Below are 24,915 nucleotides of genomic sequence, written 5' to 3'. Positions count from 1 at the left end.
GCATCTGTCGTGTCGACATTGCCAGCAATATCGTTGATGACAACTTGGTAGCTATAGCTACCATCATTTAATGCGGCTTGTTCCGCTGCGGATAGTGTATAGCTCCAGTTATTACCATTTGCATCGGTTACATCACTAACATCAATATCTGAATAGGTGTAACTAATACCTTGACTATCTGTAATCACCAGTTCTAAGGTCGCACCCGATTCAGCACTTCCTGCAAAACTTATCTGTTCATCTGCTTGTAAAATTAAACCACTTGGATCGTCAATGTAATCAGTAGTAATACTGGCCGTCACTTCTCCAGTGGTGTCAATAATGATACTTTGTGTTGTAGTGGCGACGTTGCCAGCTTCATCAGTCGCAATGACGTCGTAACTATACGTGTTATCGTCTAATGCTGATGTCCATTGTAACTGCCAACTCCACAGCCCGCTGTCTTGATCATACTCACCAATTTCAGCAGTCACAGTTTCACTACCAATTTGAATTTGGATAATAGCGTCACCATCATCGACAGTACCGCTAAATAGCGGTGTTGTATCATTGGTCGTGTTGTCCCCTTGTACCCCACTGTCTGAATCTTGGTCTAATTGAGCGGTAAAACTTGGTGCGGTTCGATCAATGGTTACATATTGAGTGCTAGTGACATCATAGTTTCCAGCAGTATCAGTTGAATCGATATAATAAGCATAAGAGCCTTCTTCTAAACCAGTAACATCTAGATTCCATACGCCGTCGCTCACTAATGCAGTATAGGTCTCACCATCAATATGCAGTTGTACATTTTGATCATTATCGCCTGTACCAGAGAAGGTGATGGTTTCTTTATTGGTAACAGTGTCAGTGGCTGTTTGTTGACTATCTACGCCACTACCGATATCTCGACCACTATCACTTTCGCTGTCTAGTGAGCCTGCTACAGAATTCTCCGTATCCAAGTCCATTTCAATGATTTCGCTGCTGGTATTACCCGCACTGTCGGTATAGGTTACTTCAAACTGATAACTGCCATCTTCTGCAAGTGTATCGGCTTGCACAAACCAAGTACCGTCATCATCAGCTTGGGTAATAATTGGGTCTGCATCCGAACCCACTTCTTGCACTGAGACGGTTATCCCTGCTTCTGTTGTTCCTGAAATACGTGGGGTATTGTCCGACGTTAAGGCATCTGTACTGAGATCAATACTATCTGGATTGTAAACTAGGCTTTCGTCTGTTGGTGCGCTATCACTGCTTGGATCTAGCTGAGCGCTAACGTTGATTACTGGGTCGCTATTGTCTATAACTAAAGTATCACTGACAGCGGAAGATACATTGCCTGCTTTGTCCTCAGCGACAATCGTGTAGCTGTATATTGTATTTTGCTCTATACCATCGCTGTCAGTAAAGGCGATAGTCCATGTTCCATCATCGGCAACGGTGACCGTTTTAATCAGATCGTCTGCGCCATCTGTGCTAAGTGTCAACGTAACATTAGCACCTTCTTCACCTGTACCGTTAAAAATTGGCGTCGTATTTTGGGTTATACCGTCTGAATTACTTTCACCTGTATCTATCGTATCCGATAGCTGTAATTGACCAGTCACGTTAGTTTGTGTGTCTATGGTCATTAAATCAGAAATGGTTTCACTATTCTCCGCCATGTCAGACGCCGTCAGCGTGTAACGATAATCGCCTTCGTCTAGGGTATATTGTAAACCATCCTCTGCAAGCATGGTGTCAAGGTTGATCGACCACACTCCATCCGAATCAACGGTAGTGGTGTAAGTGGCGACAGCCTCAGTGACCTCATCATCCGTCCCTGCTCCAGAAATCACTGCGTATAGGGTGAGATCAACGCTATCGCCTTGATCACCAGTACCAGAAAATTCAGGAGTAACATCGCTGGTATAATTGTCGAAACTAAATGGAATGCTACTAGCATCACTGGCTTTGGTATCGGATGACGTTGCTAGGCCGCCGTCGAAATTCAGTGACGTGTCAATAGTTAAACTACCATCAATGGTCTCTAGATTACCCGCTTCATCTATCGCGGTAAGCGAATATTCATAATTGCCATCTAGCAGGTTAGAAACGGTTTCCCACTCGTCATCTCCAATAGTCCATGAACCATCAGCATTAACGGTTGCGGATAAAGTTAACCCACCTATGGCTAACGCAACCGTACTGCCAACTTCTACTTGGCCAGAGAAATTAGGCGATTGATCCTGTGTATAAGGCTGCTCATCATCAGAATGTTCTGAATCCAGCGTGGCAGTAAAAGTAGACAGTGACAAATCAATACCAAAGTTTTCGCCATTAACCGTTTTACTGTTATCCGCTTTATCGGTCGCTGTTACAGAATAAGCGTAATCACCCGCCAGCAAAGGATCGGTGGTTGGTACGGTAAACGACCAAGTATAATTACCGTTTTCATCTAGCGTATCAGTAACTTCTGTCGTGTAAGTATAACTAACCGAGTCACCATTTTGATCAATACCACTGAGATTAAGAGTAATAATATCGCCAACACTATCGCCTGTGCCACTGAACGTTGGCGTTGCATCGTTACTTACGATTTCATCATCGGTTTCATCATTGGTACGAGAATCAAATTGTGTCGTCACATCGATGCTATAGTCGGTAGTTAACTCACCAAGTACTTCTGAGCTGTTACCCGCTTCATCAATAGCGGTAACCGTGTAACTCACCTCTCCTTCCGTAAGCGGCGTATCCACGCTAATAGACCAAGAGTAAGTACCATCACCATTATCCATGATCGAGGCATCGGTGTAGGTTTGCCCATCTATCGCCAGACTAATACTAGCGTTAGGGTCATCAATCTGGCCACTTATAATAGGTTGAGATTGGGAAGTAATCGTGTCGTCGGTTTCACCGGTATTTGACGCATCGTCAAGGCCAGCTGTAAAACTAGGCGGCATTGAGTCTATAGTTAAATTAGCCGAAATAGAATCGGCAATATTTCCGGCTAAATCCTGCGAGGAAAGGGTATAAGTGTACTCGCCATCAGCCAATGTACTGTCCGGCGGCGTTATAGACCAAGTCTCATCTTGCGCAAAAGTTTGGGTCTCACGATACGCTTCTGTGCCATCTTGGTTATAAATAACCAAGGTCACTTGCTGACCCGATTCATCTGCCGAGCCAGTAAAGGTTGGCATTTCAGTAGACAGTATATCGTCTGAAGTTGTCTCTGTAATTTCTAAAGGCGCTGTGGTATCAATATTAATATCAATACTGCTTTCAGCCGTTCTACCTGAATTATCTGTCGCCGTAACCGAGACGGTATAAGCGCCGTCCGACATGAGTTGACTAAGATCGACCGACCAAGCAGCAAAATCCTGCTCTTCTCCATCCACAACCAATGGAACCACGTCGGTATCAGCAACCACAGTTTGAAGAGTTTCGATAACTGTTCCATCCGAATCAGTCACTACGACGGTAATATCGTGCCCCACTTGACTGAGGCCGGAAATGGTTGGACTGGTATTGGAGGTGATGTTGTCATCCCAACTTGCATCCGTTTCCTGATCGACTCCAGATAAACCGGATTCCGATTCTAGATCTAAGTCTAAAATTTTCGGTAACGCAGTATCAACGGTAAAGCTACCAGTAATGGCTTCACTATTACCAGCGTTATCTGTGGCTTGTAGGGTATAGTTATAACTGTCGCCGTTTTGTAGTCCTTCAAGCTCATCCGAGCTTGAACGGTCAATGCTCCACGTCCCGTCATCATTGATGGTAGCTTCAATCGGCGTGTCTAGCGTAATGCCGTTGAATTCGACTAACTCTACACTGCTATTGTCTTCTATTTCACCACTAAAGCTAACGTAAGTTGAACTGATGTAGATTACGCCATCACTAGCAACCGCACTATTTATAGTAGAGCTTAGACCGCCATCCCAAACTAAATCAGTATCAATAGTGATCGCCCCTTCAACAGTATCGGTATTACCTGCAATATCGGTACTGGTAACGGTATAAGTGTAATCTTGTGCTCCATTCTCTGTATCTGCTGACGTAGGAATCAACCCAGATACATCAACTGACCAACTGCCACTTTCAACCGTAGTGGTATATCTTTGATCGTTAATCAAGAACTCAATGACTGCACCGTCTTCACCCGTTCCTGTGAAAGTTGGAGAGGTAACATTGGTAATGTAATCGCCAGTTTCGCCAGAATCACTCGCCCCATCTAACTGCACAGTTACATCGGTGGCAATATCAACGTAGAGAGTATTATTGGCGGAAGCGAGATTTCCTGCACTGTCTATTTGGGTTAAAGTGTAAGTAAACGTACCCTCTGTCTCACCGGCTGCAATTTGTTCATCGGTTAACAGGCTATCTTCAACAGAAACAATCCAGCTACCATCATCATTAGCAGTGGTCTTATAGCTCGCTCCGTTAATCTCGAGAATAATAGTAGAACCAGCTTCGGCGCTACCCGCCGCACCACTGAAATCAGGCGTAAGAGTTGATGTAGTAAAATCCCCCGTTGTGCCCGTATCGGAAGCTTCAGCCAGTGTATTGCCGGTCAACTGATTCGTTTCGTTATCTACTGTGAAGATTTGTTGATCTAACGAACTGCTATTGCCGGCCAAATCTGTCGCAACCACACTAAATTCGTGTTCACCTTGCGATAAATCATCCGTCAGTTCTAACTGCCATTGCACAACCTCATTACCATCACTGTCTGTGGTTGTTATTAGATTCCCATCAGTATCTTTAGTTAAACTGGCTGACAGTGCTACATCACTACCATCAAGATAAACCAATACTGAATCTATATTGCTCGCATCTACTACACCACTAAGTACCGGAGTGCTATCAGTTGTTGTATCATCTAAGGTATCAGTGTAATCGGGGTCGAGAGCTTGAATAGTTTGCAATTGATCATCGGTTAGATAATCACTGTCTTCATCTAGCCCAGCTGTTAATGGTGAAGGGGCTTGTGTATCAATAATTAACGTTTCAGTACTCAGGCTAGCGCTGTTACCGGCAGTATCAGTTGCACTGATAGTGTATTGATAATCATCATCTGCTAGTGCATCCTCATCTGAAAGCTGAATTGACCATTGACCACTGTCATCTACCGTCGTGGTAGCCACTGTAGGGGCTAAATTTGGATTACTGGTACTTTGAATAGTAACAGTAACGGTATCACCGCTATCACCTGAGCCCGAAAACAAGGGGGTATTATCACTACTGATACCATCGGTTTCATCGCCACTATCGCTGATAGAATCTAATGCTCCATCTAAGCTTATACTAGTATCAATGGTCACTTGGTTTGTAAGATTGAGCTCATTGCCCAGTGCATCGGTTGCGACAACCGTATATTCATACGCATCGTCACTTTCAACTAAAGCATCATCATCACTCAGTGTAATAGACCAGTTTCCGTCTGCCGTATCGTCGGCATCGAGTGTGTAAGTATTGCCATCTATTGATAGAGAAATCGTACTGCCTGCTTCTACTACACCGCTAAATGTAGGTGTCGTATCAAAGGTGATTGTATCGTCCAAATCACCTGAATTAGATGCTGTATCCAAACCTGCCGTAAATGGCGAAACAGTCGTATCTAAAACAAAATTTTCTGCTGCAGTAGAGGTACTATTGCCAGCAATATCAACCGCAGATACAGTATAACTATAGATGCCATCGCTTAAATCAAGGGTATCCTCTACCGTTAGTGTCCAATTACCATCCTCATCAGCTTGGACGGTTTGGCTATACTCTGTGTTATCTGAACTTAAAATCGTTAACGTTATGGTTGAATTACTTTCTGCAGTACCAGTTAGCGTGGGCGTACTATCTGATGTTTGATTGTCAATTTTGTTTACTACTGTCAATTCTGACTGAGTATCAATAGTAATACTATGAGATATATTCGCTGTATTACCAGCTTGGTCGGTCGCATTTACATCCACTGAGTAATCGCCCTGCGCTAAATACTCATCCAGATCAATGCTCCAACTCCCATCGTCAAGAGCGTAAGTATCGTAAGACAATACCACAGACCCATCTGTAGAAGTGATAGTAACGTCTACATGTGCATTAGCCTCTGCCACACCTTCTAGGCTTGGTTTGGTATTATTGGTAATGTTGTCTAATTGTAGGTCGGTATTATCGCTATCTTCTGGCGCAGAATCGGTAGCGGTGGTTAAACTGCTAGTTAGATTTGGCGCAGTCGTATCAATGGTAATAGACTGTGATTCTGAAGTTGTCACATTTCCAGCTACATCTTCATAAATAAAGTGGTAGTTATAAGAGCCATCATCAATACCATCAAATACCTCAGAATACCCTTCTGACGTACTGTCAATTGTCCATGCTTGCAGAGTATTACCATCATCATCGGTAATCGCATCTTGATACTGATTACTGTCAGGGGTTATAAAATAATCCACTCCATTGACACTGATAACTAACGTTGTTTGAGCACCATCTTCTATCGTGCCTGTAAAGGTTGGCGATGTGCTAGAGGTAATTCCATCGCTTAGTCCAGTGCTATCTTGGTTGAAATTGGCTGCGGTATCAGAATTTTCAGACAGGCCGGCAGAATCTGATGTAATAGCAGTATCTAAGGTAAAACTCTGCTCAGCTTGCTCCGATTCATTACCTGCTGTGTCGGTGGCAGTAACATAGTAATCATAGGTACCATTTTCAGTTAAGGGCGATGTAATGGTAACAGACCAATGTCCATCTTCGTCAGCGGTTGCTGTATAGCTAGTATAGCTGGCTTCGCTGTCATCTGATGTTAAATCAGGAATATACAAAGTAACCGTTGCGTTTGCTTCCGCTGTTCCAACAAAAGTAGGGGTTGTATCTTTGGTGATCCTATCAGAATTGTAGCCCACCGTGAGTTCGTCTTGGTTAAAAGACGCAGCTGTATCTGACGTACTACTTAACTCAACCGTTGGCATATCAGGTAACTGTGTTTCAATTGTTAACGTTTCAGAAACCGTTAACTCTTCTCCAGTATCTGTTGTGGCACTTACCGAAATAAGATAAGAACCATCAGCATAAATGTCGGCTAATTCAACAGCATAACCACCCGTTAAATCTGAGGTCACGTATTCTTCATAAACTAGATTTTGATCGCTGTCGGTAACAGTAAAATGAACAGTCAAACCTGGTTCGGTTTGTCCGCTAAAATCTAAATCGGTATTAACATTGGTAATAAAATCGCCCAATGTACCAGAATCATCTTCACCGGCTAGCAGTAAGGTTAAATATGCATCAACACCTGATTCTTCAGTATCACCAGTATCTTGTTCACTATCATTTTCTTCAGCCGCGCTGCCTTGTGACTCCGCTGAACTCGAACTAGAACTTGAGCTTGAACTTGAGCTTGAAGAACTTGAAGAACTTGAACTAGAAGAACTACTAGTAGAGCTTGTTGACGCCGCCGAACTCGCAGATGAACTGATGGTTGATTCAGTATTACTTGCCGAAGCCACTGCCGAATCAATAGCGCTTTGTTGCGACTGAATAAGTTCTTCAATGGCACTAACTAAATCCGTTCTAGATGAAGAACCGGTTTCAACATCCACACCATCACCGGCATATTCGGCGATATAGTCTTCAACATCTGACTGTCCATCAATCTCATTGTTATCGACAATAGATTGCGCCAACTCTAATAAATCTTGTTCTTCAGCTTCGATTTCAGCTTTTTTACTATCCAATTCCGCTTGTAAAGTCGCGAGTTGGATAAATTGTTCATCTAATATATCTTGTCTATCTAATTTGGCTTCATCTAATAGGGCATTTAAAGCGGCTTGTTGGGCTTCAAGTTCCGCTTGCATTTCTAAAAGTTGTTGCTGCTGCTCTGCGATGATTTCTTGCTCAAGCTCATCGGTTTCGCCATCACTATTAAGTACACCTAAAGCACCATCATCTTCACCTTCAGAAGATTTATCACCATCTCCAGTCTTCTCATCTTCTTCGGTTCCTTCACCAGCGAGTTGACCTTTGACCGAATCTCCAGTAGCAAAAAGTTGATTCTCTAAGAACACACTAGACGCAGTTTCCAGATTGATTCCTGCTTGATTAATCAGGTCATTCATGGAAAATTCGCCTTCGCGAGTTTCGATATCTAAACTACCATCAGCGATTGCAATCACACCGTCGGTAATAGTTTGAACATCACCATCAGGCGTAGTGAGTTCAATATCAAAACCTTTGATATTGATGTCAGAAACCGAATTAACAACTATTTTCGCCACAATAAAAACTCCAACTTATATTCTACTTAGCCCAACACCCAATTAAATTGGAGAGCAGCTTAATACCATTTTGGTATGTACACCGTTTGATACTTTTCAACAATCATCTGATTAATTAAGGCATATTTATGCCGTCTCAGATTAGCTATCTGTACTGCTTGCTGCTGTGTTATTTGCAATATTTAACACATTTAGTTTTTGCTCAAATTCTTCTACTTGCAGTGGTTTCTCAAAATGCCAACCTTGGAATAACTGACAACCTTCTGCTTTTAGTAACTCGAATTGCTCTTCTGTTTCTACACCATCGGCTGAAACGGTAATGCCTAATTGCTTCGCCAACGACATTACTGAACGCACTACTGCAACGCCAGATTGTGTACTGTCGGTAATGCTATTAACGATATCGCGCGCGACTTTAAGACGATCAGGTTGGAACTCGCTCAACTGACCGATATTGGTGTACCCTGTACCGAAGTTATCGATATAAAGTTTTAGTCCCATATTGTGTAACTGACGAATCTTATCTTTTGCCTGAGCAGCATGCTGCATAATGGCATCTTCAGTAACTTCAAAAGCAATACAACTCGCTTGCACGTCATTCTTATTAAGTGCACTTTCTACTTCAGTGACAAAATTAGGCGCCAATAGCAATTCACTTGTCGCATTAATAGAAACCGTCCAGTTATCATTCCAATTACCTTGTTTCTGCCATAATGAGACCTGTTGGATCGTATTACGCATAATCCAAAACTCTAACTGCGCCGATAACCCTTCATCCTTAGCAATCTTGAATAATTTAGCATTCGAGATTTGACCTCTTACTGGGTCAATCCAACGTATATAAGACTCAGCGCCCGTCACTACTTTATTAGCATCAAACTGAGGCTGGAACACAAGGTCAAATGCATTGTCAAGCAACGCCACGTTTAAGGCTTCCTCTAGCGGTGTTGCCGTTGCTAAACGAATATCGTGCAAAATCGTCGCTACATCACTCAATTGTGAATTGGTGCTAGTCAAGACTTCAGAAAACGCGCTATTCATGCGGACAATAACATCTCCTGTATCAGTAATTATCTGATTGGTATTGTTAGAGGTTTGATCTATTACCTGCCCCATTCGATCCACTTCATCTGACATATTAGACATTACATTGATCACGGCGGAGCTCTGTTGTTGTACAGATTGTGAATGCTCTGCTAATGAGTTTTCCATCTTTTGATACATACTTGCTTGCTCATTGTAAATCATCTGTACTTGGTCAGATTGCTGTTTAGCAAGACGATTATTCTCCGCAAGGCTATCACTGAAGGACTGAACAACTGTCGAACCAGAGTTATTTTCCAACAAGGTATATAGATCTAACCACACTTTTTCTTTACTATTAATTAACGCGATAGTGTCATCGATCGACTTTTGCATGCTCTGGAAGTTTTCATTGATCACTTGCTGCTGTTCAGCCGATATACCTTCAATGGTATTACCGCTTCCTGTTGAGTCACCAGAACCACTTTTCTCTCCATGGACTAGCTCTTTTTCATAAAATCCATTCAGATAGTTAGACGCTAACAGCACACTAACCGAGCAACTTACACCCATAATGGACGTTAAAAATGCAAAAGACATCGAATCTAAAGCAGAACCAATAGACCCGAGTAACGCTTCCATTTTTTCAGAAAAGTCGCCTTCAGCTCCCATACCCGCCGCTATACCAGCTATCATCTCTGACAAACCGATAAACGTACCTATCAAACCAAAGGAGACCGCTAGAGAGGACGCGAGAGTTACTTGAGTTCTGAAATGGGCTAGATGAACTGCATCTGCGTGCTTTCTAACAAAGTTATAACTAAAAATAGACAGTGGGTAAAAATAAGTCAGTGTAATCAATACGGTAATTTCAGGAGAAAGTATAAAACACTGAGTAACCAAAGCACGAGCAGGCTCAAACAGGTAAGTAAAAACCGGGATCCCGATATAGAGAAATAAACCAAATAAATACATTTAATTTATCTCCCATTTCAACAAAGACAGTACATTTTTTGATGATTGCATTTCAGTCTCGACCTTAATGTGAGGTGGTAATTTTAAATAAGCTAATAGGCGCAGAAAATTAACCGTATTCTTTCTAGCATCATCACGGCTATAAATGATGAATTTCACACTACTTGCTTGGAGAATTTGCGCTCTGATTGTTTCTACAAACTGTTTTTCTAACTTAAAGTTCACTAGATATTCAAACTGCTGCTCTTCTAAATTAGAACGTAGGACATCATGGAATACGATAGGTGTGTTGGATTGTTCTTGGATATCATTGAGTGATTGTTGTTTCGCGGCAGAATTTAGGGACGTGGCAGTCTGGAGCATAAAGAAAATACTCACCAATACCATCATGATTAAAGCTGAAGATAACGCATCCACAAAAGGAGCTAGAGTATCGTCATCCATTATTTTGTCCTTCATTCTCAGCTAGAGCGCCAACCGCTTGCTGTACAGCACCATTATTGTTTATATCGTCATTTTTCTCGTCAACTTGAGGGGAAACATGAATATCGATAAAACAGCTGTTGATTTTCTCGGGTTCAGCAATCACTTTTATATGATCGACATGAAATGAATCGCCAAAAAATTGACTAGTAGCAATATAATTATAAGTTGCAATATGGCGCATCTCATATTCATTGGCATTAAAATCATAGCTGCAACCATTTTGATACGATTTAATCCGATCACCAAAACTCATATCATTGGCAGTCAACACCAAATCTTGCAATATTTCTTTGCTCACATAAGGTGATTTTTGATTATAACGGTATGTCAGCTCATCAATTTTTATAATCCCAGTGGTTGGCATAATTGACTGCACAAAGCCAATTAGGCTAGAAATCACCACCAAAATAATGACAGCTAATGATGCGGTAATCGCTGCAACAAATCCGATCATTTACCAAACCTCAAACTTAACATCATTAGGTAATACACTTAAAATAAACTCAAGCACACTCACTTTGTCATTAACTACAAAGACTTGTACATCCATTCCAAGATCCAGAGACAACGCCAAGAACTCTTCATCAGGTTGAATAGTGACGCGGTAATAACGCTTCCCTTGATGACCTTGCTCTTCATAGTTAATAGAATCTGAACTTAATTCAATAATCGTGCCATTAAATATCTGATTAAATCCTGGCGCGTTAATTTTAAGGCGTACCTTTCGGCCTATACTGAGAAAGTGTCGATACCGAGAATCAAACCGAGCTTCAACTTGCTGAGAAGCACCTTTCTTTTTCAATACAAATAATGGTGCTGCTTCTTGAACAAAAGTGCCAGGAGACAATCCTTCCGTCACTTCTAAAATACTGCCATCAATCGGTGAACGGATAACTGATTTGAGTTTTTTCTCTTCTAGGAGCTGCTTGGTGTATTTGGCTTGAGTAATAAGTGGCTTGATTTTATCAATTTGCTCTTCAAGCGTTAATAAACGTTCAGAACGACGCATTTGAAAGACCATCAACTTGTCGCTCAATTTTTTCTTCGCGTCAATCGCAGAAATCTGAAAGTTGATAACTTCGGTCTTCACGTTAGACAATTCAGTGTCAACATCATAAAAACTGACAGTTGCCCCGTTGCCTCGACGCAATGCGGTTTTCTTTTTGGTCAAAATATTTTGTTTATTAAGAAGCTCTTTTTGTTTTCTTTGTCTCTCTTTTTCTATATCTAAAATATATTGTTGTTCTAATAAATAGTCTTCATAAAAGCTCAAAATATACAAACCACCAGCAGTTGCTATAGGCTCATGTCCATCACAGTTATGATCAAGCTTTTCTCTATTAACCGACGCAAATTGTGGTCCCGTTAAAAAGCATCTCTCGTTGTAATAAATGTTTAATAACTTCTCACTTTGAATCAATTCTTCGCTGATTTGTTGCAGACGATACTCATCTTCTAAGTTTCGATACTTTAACAATGGTTGACCACTTTCGACTTCATTGCCCGGTGGGACCATCAATTCCACAATATAACTTCTTGTGGGCGCTTTTACCGATACGTTACTTTGTTTAATACCTGTTAACCCTGTTCCGGGCGCAACAACTTCCACCTCTTTTAGAAGTAAAATATAAATGACTACAGCAATTGCTAATACTATCAATATCAGCTTGTTTCTATACTTTATTACATCCATTGCATAACACTAAAATAGGAATCAGAAATCATTACATACAATTATTATAGTACCTTATTTGATTTTATCGTTTCTAGCTCATAAATAATATCAAATAATGCCAAATCAATGTTCAATAATGTTTGTTTTGCTGTATTTAATTTACTGATGCTCTCTACAATATCAGTGTATGTGACCTCATCAGTGAATACTTCATTTTTTTGATTCTCAATTAATTGCAGTAAAATATCGATTTGATCAGCCGTTTTCTGACGCTTAATTACTTGCTGATTATAGTTGGTTAAACTGGTTTTATATTGGTCCATAGATTGCTTAAACTGCTTGTCGAAGCGTAATTTTTCTGCTTCATACATTTTAAATGCTGAATCTTGATCAGATTGAAGGTTATGATTAAACAGATCTAATTCCACATTAAGCTGAACAAAAGATTCATCAGTATCACCGTAATCGTACTGCCCACTATCGCCATTGGTTAAAAAGTGGCTTTCTGAAGAAAACTCAACAACAAATCGTTCCCTTGCAGAACGAGCCGAGTGAAGAGATGATTGGAGTGTTTTTTGAGTTTTCTGTAGGTCAGCGTTATTAGCAATAAGTTCTTCAGCGGTGAGTTCTCGAATTTCTCTACCTAATAAAGGTTGTAAACGTTTATAATTGACCCCAACGTTATTTTGCATACTTTCTTCGGTTAATTCTGCGTCAATACCCGTTTCTTCGATAAGCTGCTTAAAATATTGATCGATATTAGATACCACTGAATAAACAGAATCATCAAATTCAGCAACCGATAATTTCGCTTCCATTGCGTCTGTCTGGGTAGATACACCTTCGTTAGTCGAATTAACTTGCTTTAAATAATAAACTTCTATTTCTTCACGTAATGCTTCGGCAAACTGTTGATACTGGCGTGTAAATTCAATCTTGGTTAAATACTTGAGTACAATGTAATACACCGAAATTTCTTGCGCAGTTAAACTAATATTACTGGCATCGACGGCCATTTGACTTGCAGCAATTTTATCTTTTACAGCACTTCCATATAGTTTTGAATTAATTGTTAATATAAAATCTTGTGTTTCTTCAGCTTCAGGTGTTGGGTTTCCCCAATATTCAGTCGTTTCAGAATTTAAAGTAGCTTCAGGGTAATAATATTTATCTTCTTTATCTTTCAGAATAAACTTAGATTCCAATTCACGAGTCAATGCGTGGTATTCTTTTGAAGAGTCAAGCGCGAGCTTAAAAACGGCGTCAAAATCCATCAGATAATTAGATTCAAAATTAGAGGCAACTTCTAGCTTCGTAACCAAAGATTCTTTTTCAGCTTCATCATATGACGAGTCAAATTCATCTGCAAAAGCGCCCGCTACAAAAAATAAAGCCCCAGAGCAACAAACAAGCATACTCTTATAATATGCTGCTAGCTTAATGATTTTCATTTACTTAGTTCTTCCCAATCTACTACCATGAATTGTCACTTGACGAAATAGCATACTAGATTAGCCGATGAACTAAAGCAATAAATCAAGTAAACCAATATAAAAAATTCAAGGAGTTACATAGAAAACAAAACAAGTAGCATATAATTTAAGTTACTCTATTCACAGTTGTTTTAATATATCAAAGTTGATATCCGATACAGTTTTACATCCCAATTGAGCCATTGTTCTAGTGACTTCTTCGCGTAAAATACTCATCATATTCTCGACGCCTACTCTTCCTTCAGCAGCGAGGGCATATAAAAAAGGACGACCAATCAATACACCGTTCGCACCTAAAGCGATGGCTTTTACAATATCGGTTCCGCGTCGAAAGCCACTATCCACTAACAATAATGATTCTTGTCCTATTGCCGCTCGAACACTTTGAATCATTTCCACGCCCGAAATAGTACCGTCCAGTTGACGCCCGCCATGATTAGATAACACGACACCATCGCAACCACATTCTATGGCCGTTTTTGCATCATGCTCATTCATCACTCCCTTAATTATGAGCTTGCCATCCCACTCGTCTCGAATCCACCTCAGTGCAGACCAGTCCAATGTCGGATCCATTTGTTCGGAAAAATACGCAGCAGCACCCACCCCTTTCTGATATTCAGTTGGTAAATAAGACGTAAGATTACCAAATTTAGGCATCCCTTGAGGAAGAATGACCTTGGCTACCCACCAAGGGTGCATGGCAATATTGATATAACTACTTAACGATAAATGTAGTGGCTTCGAGTAGTTTCTTTTATCACGTTCACGGTTACCAAAATAAACCGCATCAACAGAAACAACAAGCGTATTACAACCTTGGCTCTTTGCTCGCTCAAGCAAGTTGATGGTCACACTACGATCACGTAAAACGTAAAGCTGAAACCAATGGTTGGCCAGATTGTGCTTGCCTATTTCTTCTATCGAACTAGTAGACACCGTACTTTGAATGTAGGGAATAGGCAGTTCATTAGCTGCAAGCGCGAGATGTTCATCTGCCTTGTGGCATAACATGCCATTATATCCAGTTGGCGCAACAGCAAAAGGAACGGAGTATTCATCATCTAACCACTTCACCGAAGTATCACAGTCATCACAATCCACTAGTACGGAAGGTACAAAACCCCACTTTGAAAAGACGTCCCGGTTAATTTGCATTGTCGACTCTGTTTCTGCTCCACCATCCACATAATCAAATGCGAATTTAGGTAAAAGCCATTTCGCTTTTTTACGATAATCATCACTATTCAAAAACATGTACTTTCCTTTTTACATGGTAACTATCCGTTACAAATGACTCTTTATCTTACCTGTATATACAATAAAAAACACCAATCAATCTCGCATCACTGCAACAAGCTAACCTGACGGTACCAACACCCATAGTATTTATCTTGCTTCACGGTTACTTGCGCTGTTCTTCAAGGACATACCCCCATTTTTATCTATTTCAGTTATTATCTATTTTATACTAAGTTAATATTGCATATATTTATAGGTGTTGTATAAATATGTATATACAATTAAACGATGAGATCCCCAAAATGAGCCTTTTTTTTATTGATACAGCCTTAATTGACGATGATTGGCATAAGAATGTCCTCATCAATGTAAATCAGGAAGGCATGATTTCGTCGCTAACTATCGGTACCACTTGTCCTGAAGAAGCTCAACAAATCAAAGGATTAGTGATCCCTTCCATGCCAAACCTCCATTCTCATGCTTTTCAACGTGCTATGGCTGGACTGGCTGAAGTTGCAGGCGATCCCCAAGACAGCTTTTGGACATGGCGCAAACAAATGTATCGTTTGGTTAGCAAGTTAACACCGGAGCAAGTTGGAGTAATAGCGCGCTATTTGTATGTTGACATGTTGAAAGGCGGTTATACTCAAGTTGCTGAATTTAATTATCTGCATCATGATCTTCAAGGTACGCCTTATGAATACGATGCCATGTCGTCTCAGCTACAAAATGCCGCCCATGCAGTTGGAATTGGTCAAACCTTACTGCCTGTTCTATATACTTATAGTGGCTTTGGACAACAAGCCGCGGATAAAATGCAACAACGCTTCATTCAAACAACTCAACAATATATTGGGCAATTCATCGCTTTGCAAAATCAGTGTTCAGCATTGAACAGCTTAGGTATCTGTTTTCATTCGTTACGGGCAGTGAGTAAAGAACAGATACAACAAGTGTTATCCGCTCTTCCTTCTGATTTACCCGTTCACATTCATATTGCAGAACAAATAAAAGAAGTCGATGATTGCGTAAACTGGAGTGGGATGCGTCCAGTAGAATATTTATTTAATCATATCAACGTAGATAAACGTTGGTGTTTAATTCACGCAACACATCTTAACCAAATGGAAATAGCTTCTATTGCTAATAGCGGGGCAGTTGCGGGTATTTGTCCAACAACAGAAGCCAACCTTGGAGACGGTCTGTTTCCCGCATGTGCATTTTTAACTCATAAGGGTCATTGGGGTATTGGGTCTGATAGCCATGTATCAGTAAATGCATTAGAAGAATTGCGCTGGTTCGAATATGGTCAACGACTAATACAACAAAAACGTAACCGTCTGGTAACTGAAGACCAACCCTCTGTTGGACAATTACTCTGGACTCAAGCCGCTAAAGGTGGCGCTCAGGCTTGCGGCGTACCAATTGGAAGAATTAGTGTTGGATGCCGTGCTGATTGGTTAGAACTCAAACAGGATGAATGGTTATCTGAACTATCCTGTCCTCAACAGTTAAATCGTTGGTTGTTCTCTGGTGAAAAATCGCAAATAAACGCCGTCTATGTCGCGGGTAATAGAGTCATTGAAAACGGAAAACATGCGCTCGACCAAGAGCTAAATGTTCAATTTGCTCATGTGATGACAGCGCTCAGAGAATAAACGTTTAGTAAATAAACGTTTAAAAAGTTAAGCGCTAAATGAGATAGCTCAAATTCATCACAAAGCCAACACGCTACTTAGTTACTTAGTTAGCTACTTAGTTAGCTACTTAGCTACTTAGGAATCAGTTTTCCTGGATTTAGAATATTTTTAGGATCGAGTGCCTGTTTTATCGTTCTCATCAACTCAATCGATTGTTGTGAAACAGAATGATGTAAAAAATCACGTTTTAATGTACCGATACCATGCTCTGCAGAAATTGATCCTTGGTACTGTTCTACACATTGATAAACCAATTTATCCGCTTCTAATTCGTCAATCCCTTCGGCAGAATTTTTATCAATCGTTAGATGCAAATTACTGTCGCCAATGTGACCAAAATTAACCACCACTGCGTTAGGCCAACGAGACTTTATCTTTGCGGTACATTCTTGTACAAAACGGTCAATGTCGCCTATAGGTAAACTAATATCAAAATTGATGGGTGCCAACTTAATCGGAAATTCAGTTGTTGCTTCACGAATGGCCCATAATTTTTCTCTATCTTTTAATGAAGCTGCAATTGCTGCATCTTGAATCAATTCCGATTCAAACGCGCTCTCTAGCGCTGCATTAAACGCATCTTCACTACAATCTCGACATTCAATTAATACGTAAAGCGGGTAATCTAAGTCAACAGGTGGATTGGACGAACAAGACCAGTCACAACTCATACTATAAAAATCCAACCACATCATTTCAAATGCATGAATAGATTGACCTAGATGAGATTGCAATTGACGTAATAAATCCACTCCATTTTGATAATTACTCATGGCGCAGAGCGCTGTTCTTGCTTCTCCAGGCACAGAAGCAAGCTTTAACGTTGCTTGAGTAATAAAACCTAATGTCCCTTCACTACCAATAAATAACTGTTTAAGATCGTACCCAGCATTATTTTTTATCATCTTATTATTCAGATCTAAAATATCACCTTGTGCGGTCACCACCTCTAAACCCAAAACCGTTTCTCTCGCCATTCCATAACGAATAACGTTATTACCGCCTGCATTTGTTGCCAGCACACCACCTATTTGACAGCTTCCTCTCGCTCCAAAATCTACCGGATAATAGCGCTCATGTTGCTGCGCCGCTTCCTGAACTTGCTGTAATAATACTCCGGCGCCTACTGTTATCGAATTTGCTTTCGTATCCACTTCTACTATCGAATTCAACTTTTCCAAGGAAATACAGATCGAATCGCTATAAGGTGTCGCAGCCCCCGTTAAACCAGTGCGACCACCTTGAGGAATAATAGGTTGTGAAAATTTCGCGCAAACTTTAACGATTGCCGCAAGCTGTTCAGTCGAGTGGGGGAAAATAACCGCTAACGGGCATGTAGCAGGAGTACTACTCCAATCTTTTTGATAACTGCTGTCGATTGCCTGACCTTGACGAATTTGTTCAGGATAGACTAACTTACACAGTTCTTGAAGGCATTCTATTGCCATATTGAGCTCCATAATTTATTTAATTCAAGCGATATACGTTATCCACACTACCTGTTTAACAAGCACATAATGGTCACTTTAATTTACTATCTTGTTTTGAATGCAGGATCGTTGCCAAACTCGTAATAAAATGCTCATTTTCACTTTTACTACCTATAGATACGCGTAAATAGTTGCTATAACCTGGCTCCGCCCATGCTTTAACAATAACGCCGAGTATTAATAGCTGTTCTGCAATTTCTGTTGATGGATAAGCGGTTTTAAAAAATAAAAAATTACCCTTAGAAGGTGCAGGATCTAAGCCCAGTTTTTGTAATTTTTCAAATAAATCCTGCTTAGCTGTCTCGTTCCATTTCATGGTTTTATCAAGATGCTCAGCGTCAAACAAAGCGGCAATAGCCGCTTTTTGTGCTAAACGATTCACGTTAAACGGAAGCCGAATTTTATTCAGTAATTTAACCATTTTAGCCGATGCACACACACCATATCCAACCCGCAACCCGGCAAGAGAATAGGCTTTTGATAGGGTTCTAAGTAAAATAAATGGTTTTCCTGAGCTTTGCAGTAACGCCAATACATCGGGATAATCTTTCCCACCAACTGCATATTCATAATACGCTTCATCAAAAACAAATAGGGTTTGAGCATGTTGGCTGTCAAGTAATAACTGAATATCAGCCTTACTTAGCGTACAGCCAACTGGATTACTAGGGCTGGCTATAAAAAACAATTTAGGAATCGAATCCCTCAACTGACGACAAAGAGAATTCACATCGAACTGTAAGTCATCGGTCATTGGCGCAATAATCATCTCGGCACCAAAAGACTTTGGGTACAATATATGTAAACCAAAAGAAGGCACAACCGTGAGTACTTTATCCCCTACTTCGATAAACGCATGAGATATCATAGCAATAATATCCTCTGAACCATTACCCATAATCAGTTTTTGCTCATCAACATTCATAATTTGACCGATCGCACTTTTTAAATCACGACAAGTTGGATCAGGATAATGCGCAAGATTGTGTTGATCATCTAATACTTTTTTTACTGAATCAGGTGTACCAAAAGGATTTTCATTACTCGCTAATTTAGCGATTTTTTCTACTTTATATTTAGCTTTCAGTGCCTCAACCGATAAGCCTGCATTGTAATCATTAAGTGGAACAACAAACTTATTTGCCAATTCAACCACTATTTCGTCCATTGATTTCATTTTGTTGCTCCCTTTTCTAACTACAATGAGTATCCATACTGAAAAAATAAAATTAGTATATACATGTACATCTATTTATGTCGAATCATTTCAATTGATTTATTATTCATGTCTTAGAATAATTAGTTTCAAGTCAATTTTATTGCAATTCAAGCGTAAAAATAACGCCCTTTTACAGTGCTTTTTCACCAATATGGTGAGCTATGTTGGTGCATAAAAAGGAAGTAATTGCCTTTAACTGTTTGTCATTAAACTTAATTTCCATATTCATACAATAATCTCTATTTTTGACTTGTTTCTATAAAAAATGATGTGTATATATGTATAGTCAAGTTTGAATACGACACGATTTATCATAACAAGTTGTACTAAAATTTTGTTAAAAAGTGAATTTGTTTTCATTGGAATGAAACCAGTCAAACAGGCTAAATGGAGAATTAGACAATGCATAGCTTCAATAAAAAAACCGTTCTAAGTAGTACTATTTTATTACTTTCAGGGTTGTTTACTTTTTCTGCTCAAGCAGACGCTTTATCAGACATTAAGGCGAAAGGTGAATTAACTGTAGGTACAGAACTTCAATACGCCCCATTCGATTTTCTTGAAGTAGACAAACATGTCGGCTTAAACAAAGATGTGTTCGATGAAGTATCTAAAGAACTTGGTGTTAAAGTGAGTTACATTGACTTACCTTGGACTAGTGTTCTACCAGGATTAGATGCAAAAAAATTCGATATGGTATCTGGACCGGTTACGATAACCAAAGCCAGAATGGAACGATATAGCTTTACTTACCCAATCGCGGATGCTTCAGTTGCTCTATTAAAAAAACGTGGCGACAGTCGAATTACTAAACCTGAAGACATCGCAGGTATGGTGATTGGTGTTCAAAAATCCTCTTCTCAAAGCCAACAGTTACAAGAGTATTCAGACTCTCTTGATAAACCAGCTGAAATCAAAGGTTATATCGATAACAACCAAGCATATTCAGAGATCATGACTGGACGAGTGGATGCTGTAGCAAACTCTTTACCAAATATTGGTTATATGGCGAGTAAACATAAAAACTTTGAAGTGGTGACTCCTCCATTTGGTAAAAAGACTTACTTTGGTTACGTCGTCAGCAAAGACGAGAACTCAGCTTCACTGCTTGAAGCACTCAACGACATTATTGTAAAAATGGAAAATGATGGGCGTATGAAAGCTATCCAAGAGAAATGGTTTGGTGTCGAAATGGACCTACCTCAGGAAACCATCGTTCCTAATATTTAATTTTTGCGGGGTAGTACGAAATGCTCGACTTTTCGATTCTCCCCTCAACACTTCCTATGCTATGGAACGGGGTCGAAATGACCTTGTTCCTCTCTTTTATGGCAGTGTTTTTGGGGCTAATTGTAGGAATGTTAATGTGCATCTTGCGTATGTACGCTAACAAATATCTCCAGCTTACCGTTAAAATTTATGTGTCTATATTTCGCGGCATCCCGTTGTTAGTGCAATTAATGGTCGCCTACTACTGCTTACCACTCATTGGAATTGATGTCCCCGCTTTGGTTGCAGCCACAGGATGTATAGGGCTTTGTGCCGGCGCTTACATGACTGAAATCTTGCGCGGAGGTTTTCAATCGCTCCCAGAAGGACAATTTGAATCAGCTCAAATGCTTGGAATGACTCGCTTACAAATATTTTTTCATATTCAACTGCCTCAAGTATTCAAGCTCACCATTCCTAGTCTCACAAATGAAGTCATTTTACTGGTCAAAGCTTCCTCTCTCATTTCAGTAATTGGTATCGCGGAGTTAACTCGAACGGCACAAAACTTAGCCGCCAGTAACTTTCAACCCTTTGAATTCTATTTAGCAGCAACGGCTATGTATTTTGTTATAAACAGTACCATTTCTATTGCCGGTCTTTGGTTGGAAAAAAAGGTACAACGTAAGGCGGTAATATAATGATATTTGATATTCACATTATTACCGATCGATTACCTGAAGTATTAGCAGGATTTGGCACCACTTTGTGGTCTGTTGCAGCTTCATGCCTACTTGCCATGGTTATAGGTTTGTTTGTTTCCATTGGTTTGACGGCTAAATCCGCTATTTTCCGTTATCCTGTACGCTGTTATGTCGAACTATTTCGCACCACACCTTTTTTAATTCAGCTCTTTCTTTTGTACTACGGCGGTCCTGCAATTGGTCTATATCTCGAACCGATCGAAGCGGCAGTTTTGGGACTGTCCCTTTATGGAAGTGCTTATTATGCAGAAATATTCCGCGCCGGTTTTGCTTCTGTACCAGATGGACAAGTAGAGGTGGCACAAATGATGGGCTTTACTCTGCCACAAACCATATGGCGTATTAAAATACCACAAATGATGGTGTTAATTGTTCCAGGGTTGGTCAACACAACCACCATTTTAGGTAAAGAAACCGCAGTATTTTCGATTGTAACAGTGCCCGAACTCACTTTTGTTCTTACTGGAATAGGTTCGGAAACCTTCGCGTATGCAGAAACGTTGCTCGTACTGTCATTAGCCTATTTAATGCTTGCAGAAATCACATCACGTTTAGGGGCAGCAGCGGAAAAACGTTTAAGTAAATATATGGATAGGTAACCTAATTTATCTAATATAAACAAGCATGTAAGTAAATCGCCGATACATGAATAACTAGCCGTGTATATAAATGAGTAACAGTGTATATAAGTAGGTAACAATGGAAGTCAAACAAAAAAATAAGCCAATTGTTCAAGTACAAGAAATGGGCAAATTTTATGGTGAGAATGAAGTACTTAAAGGGATTAATTTAGAGGTTTATCCATCAGAAGTGGTTTGTCTCATTGGTCCATCAGGTTCAGGGAAAAGTACCTTACTTCGGTGTATCGCCTTTCTTGAGCAATACACTAGCGGTATTGTCATGATAGACGGAGAATTACTTGGCTACAATGATGACACTGACTATCGTAAGCTTGCTCAAACAAAAGAGCTCAATCGAGTACGCCGCAATATGGGCATGGTTTTTCAGCAATTTAACTTATGGCCTCACATGACAGCGTTAGGTAATGTGAGTGAAGCACTGGTTCGAGTGAAAAAAATGTCACGAAAAGATGCTGATGCCCGCAGTTTATTGTTGCTAGATAAAGTGGGTCTATCCGAGCGAGCCAATCATTATCCTGCACAGTTATCTGGAGGCCAACAGCAACGAGTTGCTATTGCAAGAGCACTAGCAATGGATCCTCAAGTAATGCTATTTGATGAACCAACCTCCGCGTTAGATCCAGAGTTAGTTGGCGAAGTTCTACAAGTAATGAAAGATCTCGCCAACGAGGGTATGACGATGATTGTCGTGACTCATGAAATGGGATTTGCTGCCCAAGTTGCTGATACCGTTGTTTTCCTTGATAAAGGAGAAATTGTCACCAAAGGTTCACCTAAATCTTTATTTCAGGGCCCTAAAGCGCCTCGTTTGCAACAATTTTTACAAAACTACATCGATCGCAACGCGTTTTGGGACCAAGATTCACAAAGTGATCACACTGCAGACGAAGGTGATAGTACTGTAAACAAAAATGACAACACTATATACAAAGAAAAAAATGAAATAGTAACCTCCCTGTAGATAAGGAAGCAGTATCATTTCGGCAGACGTTTTAATGCCGGTTTTTTTAGTTAGTTTTCATATTTAGCTTTCACTGTTTTAAAGAGAAATGGGCATTTATTTTAGGAGTGTTAAGAATGAAAGTACTCGTCGCAATTAAGCGAGTTGTCGATTACAACGTAAAAATACACATTAACGACCAACAGTCTAATGTCGAACTGGATGGTATTAAAATGTCAATGAACCCATTTTGTGAAATCGCAGTAGAAAAAGCTGTTCGTCTAAAAGAACAGGGTCAAGCTAATGAAATTGTCGTGGTTTCTATTGGTGATTCAAAAACAAAAGATCAATTACGTCACGCATTGGCCATCGGTGCTGACCGAGCTATTTTAGTGGAAGAAAACACACCTCTAACTCCTCTAAATATAGCTAAAGTTTTATATAACATTGTACAGACAGAATCGCCAGATCTCGTCTTGCTAGGAAAACAATCTATTGATGGTGATAACGGGCAAACCGGTGCAATGTTATCCGCATTAATGGATGCGCCCATTGCCGATTGTGCCGCAGAAATCCAACTAGATAGTGACAGTAGCCAAGTACGCTATGAAACGGATAACGGAGAAGCGAACATACAAATGACGCTGCCTGCGGTTATTACCGCCGATCTTAGGCTCGCTGAACCTCGTTTTGTAAAGTTACCTAACATAATGAAAGCCAAGAAAAAACCATTGTCGGTGGTGAAAAAAGAACAACTTAGCGTCGATTATGTCACGCACCAAAAAAGAATCCATCTTGAGCGTCCAGCCGACCGCACTTCAAATACAATTCTATGCGACAGCAGTGAACAACTGGCACAAAAAATAAGTGAAAGTCTGGAGGCAACAAAATGAGCACCTTAGTTATATTGCCAATAGAGCCAAAATTTAGTAGTAACAGCAGTAAATTGCTCACCGCAGCTCAGCAGATAAAAGCCCCGATTAGCGTCTTCATTCATCAATCAATGAATACCGAAGAATATTTGCAAAAGTTATCCTCCATTGCAGGCGTAACAAGTGTTATCAGCATGTCCTATCCAGAGGATGCCATCAGCTTGTCAAAGTATCTGGCTCAATGGATAACAGAGCAAGCTTTCAGCACTGTATTAGCAAGTGACCAACACCTTGCCCGAGTCACATTGCCTCGTATTGCGGCACTCATTGGCGTTGGGCAACTATCCAATCTTTCAGCAATAGTATCGAACAAAATATTTAAACACCCCATCTATGCTGGTAATGCGATAGAAACCGTCGAAGTATTGGATGACGTTGTTATTGCGACTGTTCGCTGTAGTGCATTTTCTCTTGCTGAGATAAATCAACAGCAAAACGTGACTACAAGTGAACTTGCCCCATTAGAAGCCGCGCCATCAACTACTACCATGAAAAGTGTAACGGCTAAGACAGTCAGCCATGATTTAACTACGGCTAAATGGGTGATCGGTATCGGCAGAGGTGTTAATAGTGAAGCACTTTATAACGAATTATCCGAGTTAGCCGAACAAGCTGGTTTTGCTTTAGGTGGCACACGCGCGGTAATCGACTCAGGTTTAATGAGCAATGATAAACAAATTGGTCAGACAGGAAAAATCATCGCACCAGATGTTTACATCGCACTCGGGGTATCAGGAGCTATTCAGCATCTTGCCGGAATATTAGGTGCGAAGAAAATCATCGCGGTAAATAACGACGTAGATGCACCAATAATGCAAATAGCAGATATTGCACTTGTCGCGACAGTGGAACAAGTAATGCCTCAGCTAAAAAAAGCATTACTAAGTTAAGG

Annotated in this window: 15 protein-coding genes and 1 pseudogene; 7 read left to right on the top strand and 9 right to left on the bottom strand. The window is 40.3% G+C overall.

What is annotated here, in order from left to right; genetic code table 11:
• From R3X26_RS14545 to R3X26_RS14515, 7 genes are all read right to left on the bottom strand, one after another.
• Positions 1-8,234 (bottom strand): Ig-like domain-containing protein (locus R3X26_RS14545; RefSeq protein WP_317718057.1); only part of this gene is annotated, 8,234 nt, incomplete at its 3' end.
• A 141-nt stretch (positions 8,235-8,375) separates the two neighbouring features.
• Positions 8,376-10,232 (bottom strand): EAL domain-containing protein, encoded by a 1,857-nt coding sequence (locus tag R3X26_RS14540; RefSeq protein WP_317718056.1) that lies wholly within the window; start codon positions 10,230-10,232, stop codon positions 8,376-8,378.
• Complete coding sequence (locus R3X26_RS14535; RefSeq protein ID WP_317718055.1) at positions 10,233-10,676, bottom strand: hypothetical protein; 444 nt, start codon at positions 10,674-10,676, stop codon at positions 10,233-10,235.
• Positions 10,669-11,172, bottom strand: coding sequence for a hypothetical protein (locus tag R3X26_RS14530; protein ID WP_317718054.1), 504 nt, complete (start codon positions 11,170-11,172; stop codon positions 10,669-10,671). The genes R3X26_RS14535 and R3X26_RS14530 overlap by 8 nt, the downstream gene beginning before the upstream one ends.
• Complete coding sequence (locus tag R3X26_RS14525) at positions 11,173-12,411, bottom strand: HlyD family secretion protein (protein ID WP_317718053.1); 1,239 nt, start codon at positions 12,409-12,411, stop codon at positions 11,173-11,175.
• Positions 12,412-12,455: 44 nt separating this feature from the next.
• A complete protein-coding gene (locus R3X26_RS14520) occupies positions 12,456-13,844 on the bottom strand; it encodes a TolC family protein (RefSeq protein WP_317718052.1) in 1,389 nt (462 codons plus the stop codon).
• A gap of 162 nt (positions 13,845-14,006) precedes the next feature.
• Complete coding sequence (locus tag R3X26_RS14515) at positions 14,007-15,143, bottom strand: alpha-hydroxy acid oxidase (protein WP_317718051.1); 1,137 nt, start codon at positions 15,141-15,143, stop codon at positions 14,007-14,009.
• A 254-nt stretch (positions 15,144-15,397) separates the two neighbouring features.
• Here R3X26_RS14515 and R3X26_RS14510 point away from each other — a divergent pair, with 254 nt between their 5' ends.
• Positions 15,398-16,786: a formimidoylglutamate deiminase gene (locus R3X26_RS14510; protein WP_317718050.1), complete on the top strand. Its 1,389-nt coding sequence runs from the start codon at positions 15,398-15,400 to the stop codon at positions 16,784-16,786.
• 113 nt (positions 16,787-16,899) lie between these two features.
• Here R3X26_RS14510 and R3X26_RS14505 read toward each other — a convergent pair whose 3' ends face one another.
• A complete protein-coding gene (locus R3X26_RS14505) occupies positions 16,900-18,276 on the bottom strand; it encodes an FAD-binding oxidoreductase (RefSeq protein ID WP_317718049.1) in 1,377 nt (458 codons plus the stop codon).
• 73 nt (positions 18,277-18,349) lie between these two features.
• Positions 18,350-19,495, bottom strand: a complete 1,146-nt coding sequence (gene hisC / locus R3X26_RS14500; RefSeq protein WP_317718048.1) for a histidinol-phosphate transaminase — start codon at positions 19,493-19,495, stop codon at positions 18,350-18,352.
• A 444-nt stretch (positions 19,496-19,939) separates the two neighbouring features.
• On the opposite strand from hisC, the gene R3X26_RS14495 reads away from it, so the two are divergent.
• The 6 genes and pseudogenes from R3X26_RS14495 to R3X26_RS14470 all read left to right on the top strand — a co-directional run bounded on the left by R3X26_RS14495 (position 19,940) and on the right by R3X26_RS14470 (position 24,913).
• A complete protein-coding gene (locus R3X26_RS14495) occupies positions 19,940-20,767 on the top strand; it encodes a transporter substrate-binding domain-containing protein (RefSeq protein WP_317718047.1) in 828 nt (275 codons plus the stop codon).
• 20 nt (positions 20,768-20,787) lie between these two features.
• Positions 20,788-21,447, top strand: a complete 660-nt coding sequence (locus tag R3X26_RS14490) for an amino acid ABC transporter permease (RefSeq protein ID WP_317718046.1) — start codon at positions 20,788-20,790, stop codon at positions 21,445-21,447.
• Positions 21,447-22,109 carry an amino acid ABC transporter permease gene (locus tag R3X26_RS14485; RefSeq protein ID WP_317718045.1) on the top strand — a complete coding sequence of 221 codons (663 nt, stop codon included), beginning with the start codon at positions 21,447-21,449 and terminating at the stop codon, positions 22,107-22,109. The genes R3X26_RS14490 and R3X26_RS14485 overlap by 1 nt, the downstream gene beginning before the upstream one ends.
• 127 nt (positions 22,110-22,236) lie before the next feature.
• Positions 22,237-22,989, top strand: a pseudogene (locus R3X26_RS14480) (amino acid ABC transporter ATP-binding protein); the annotation flags it as partial.
• 239 nt (positions 22,990-23,228) lie between these two features.
• Positions 23,229-23,984: an electron transfer flavoprotein subunit beta/FixA family protein gene (locus R3X26_RS14475; RefSeq protein ID WP_317718044.1), complete on the top strand. Its 756-nt coding sequence runs from the start codon at positions 23,229-23,231 to the stop codon at positions 23,982-23,984.
• The gene (locus tag R3X26_RS14470) at positions 23,981-24,913 is read left to right on the top strand and encodes an electron transfer flavoprotein subunit alpha/FixB family protein (protein ID WP_317718043.1); all 933 of its coding nucleotides are present in this window, start codon (positions 23,981-23,983) and stop codon (positions 24,911-24,913) included. Before R3X26_RS14475 ends, R3X26_RS14470 begins: the two co-directional genes overlap by 4 nt.
• The last annotated feature ends 2 nt before the right edge of the window (positions 24,914-24,915 follow it).

The organism is Vibrio sp. TH_r3 (assembly GCF_033101115.1).
Taxonomy (GTDB): domain Bacteria; phylum Pseudomonadota; class Gammaproteobacteria; order Enterobacterales; family Vibrionaceae; genus Vibrio.
Note: the sequence above shows the minus strand (reverse complement) of the source record. Positions and strands in the feature narration are given on the sequence as shown.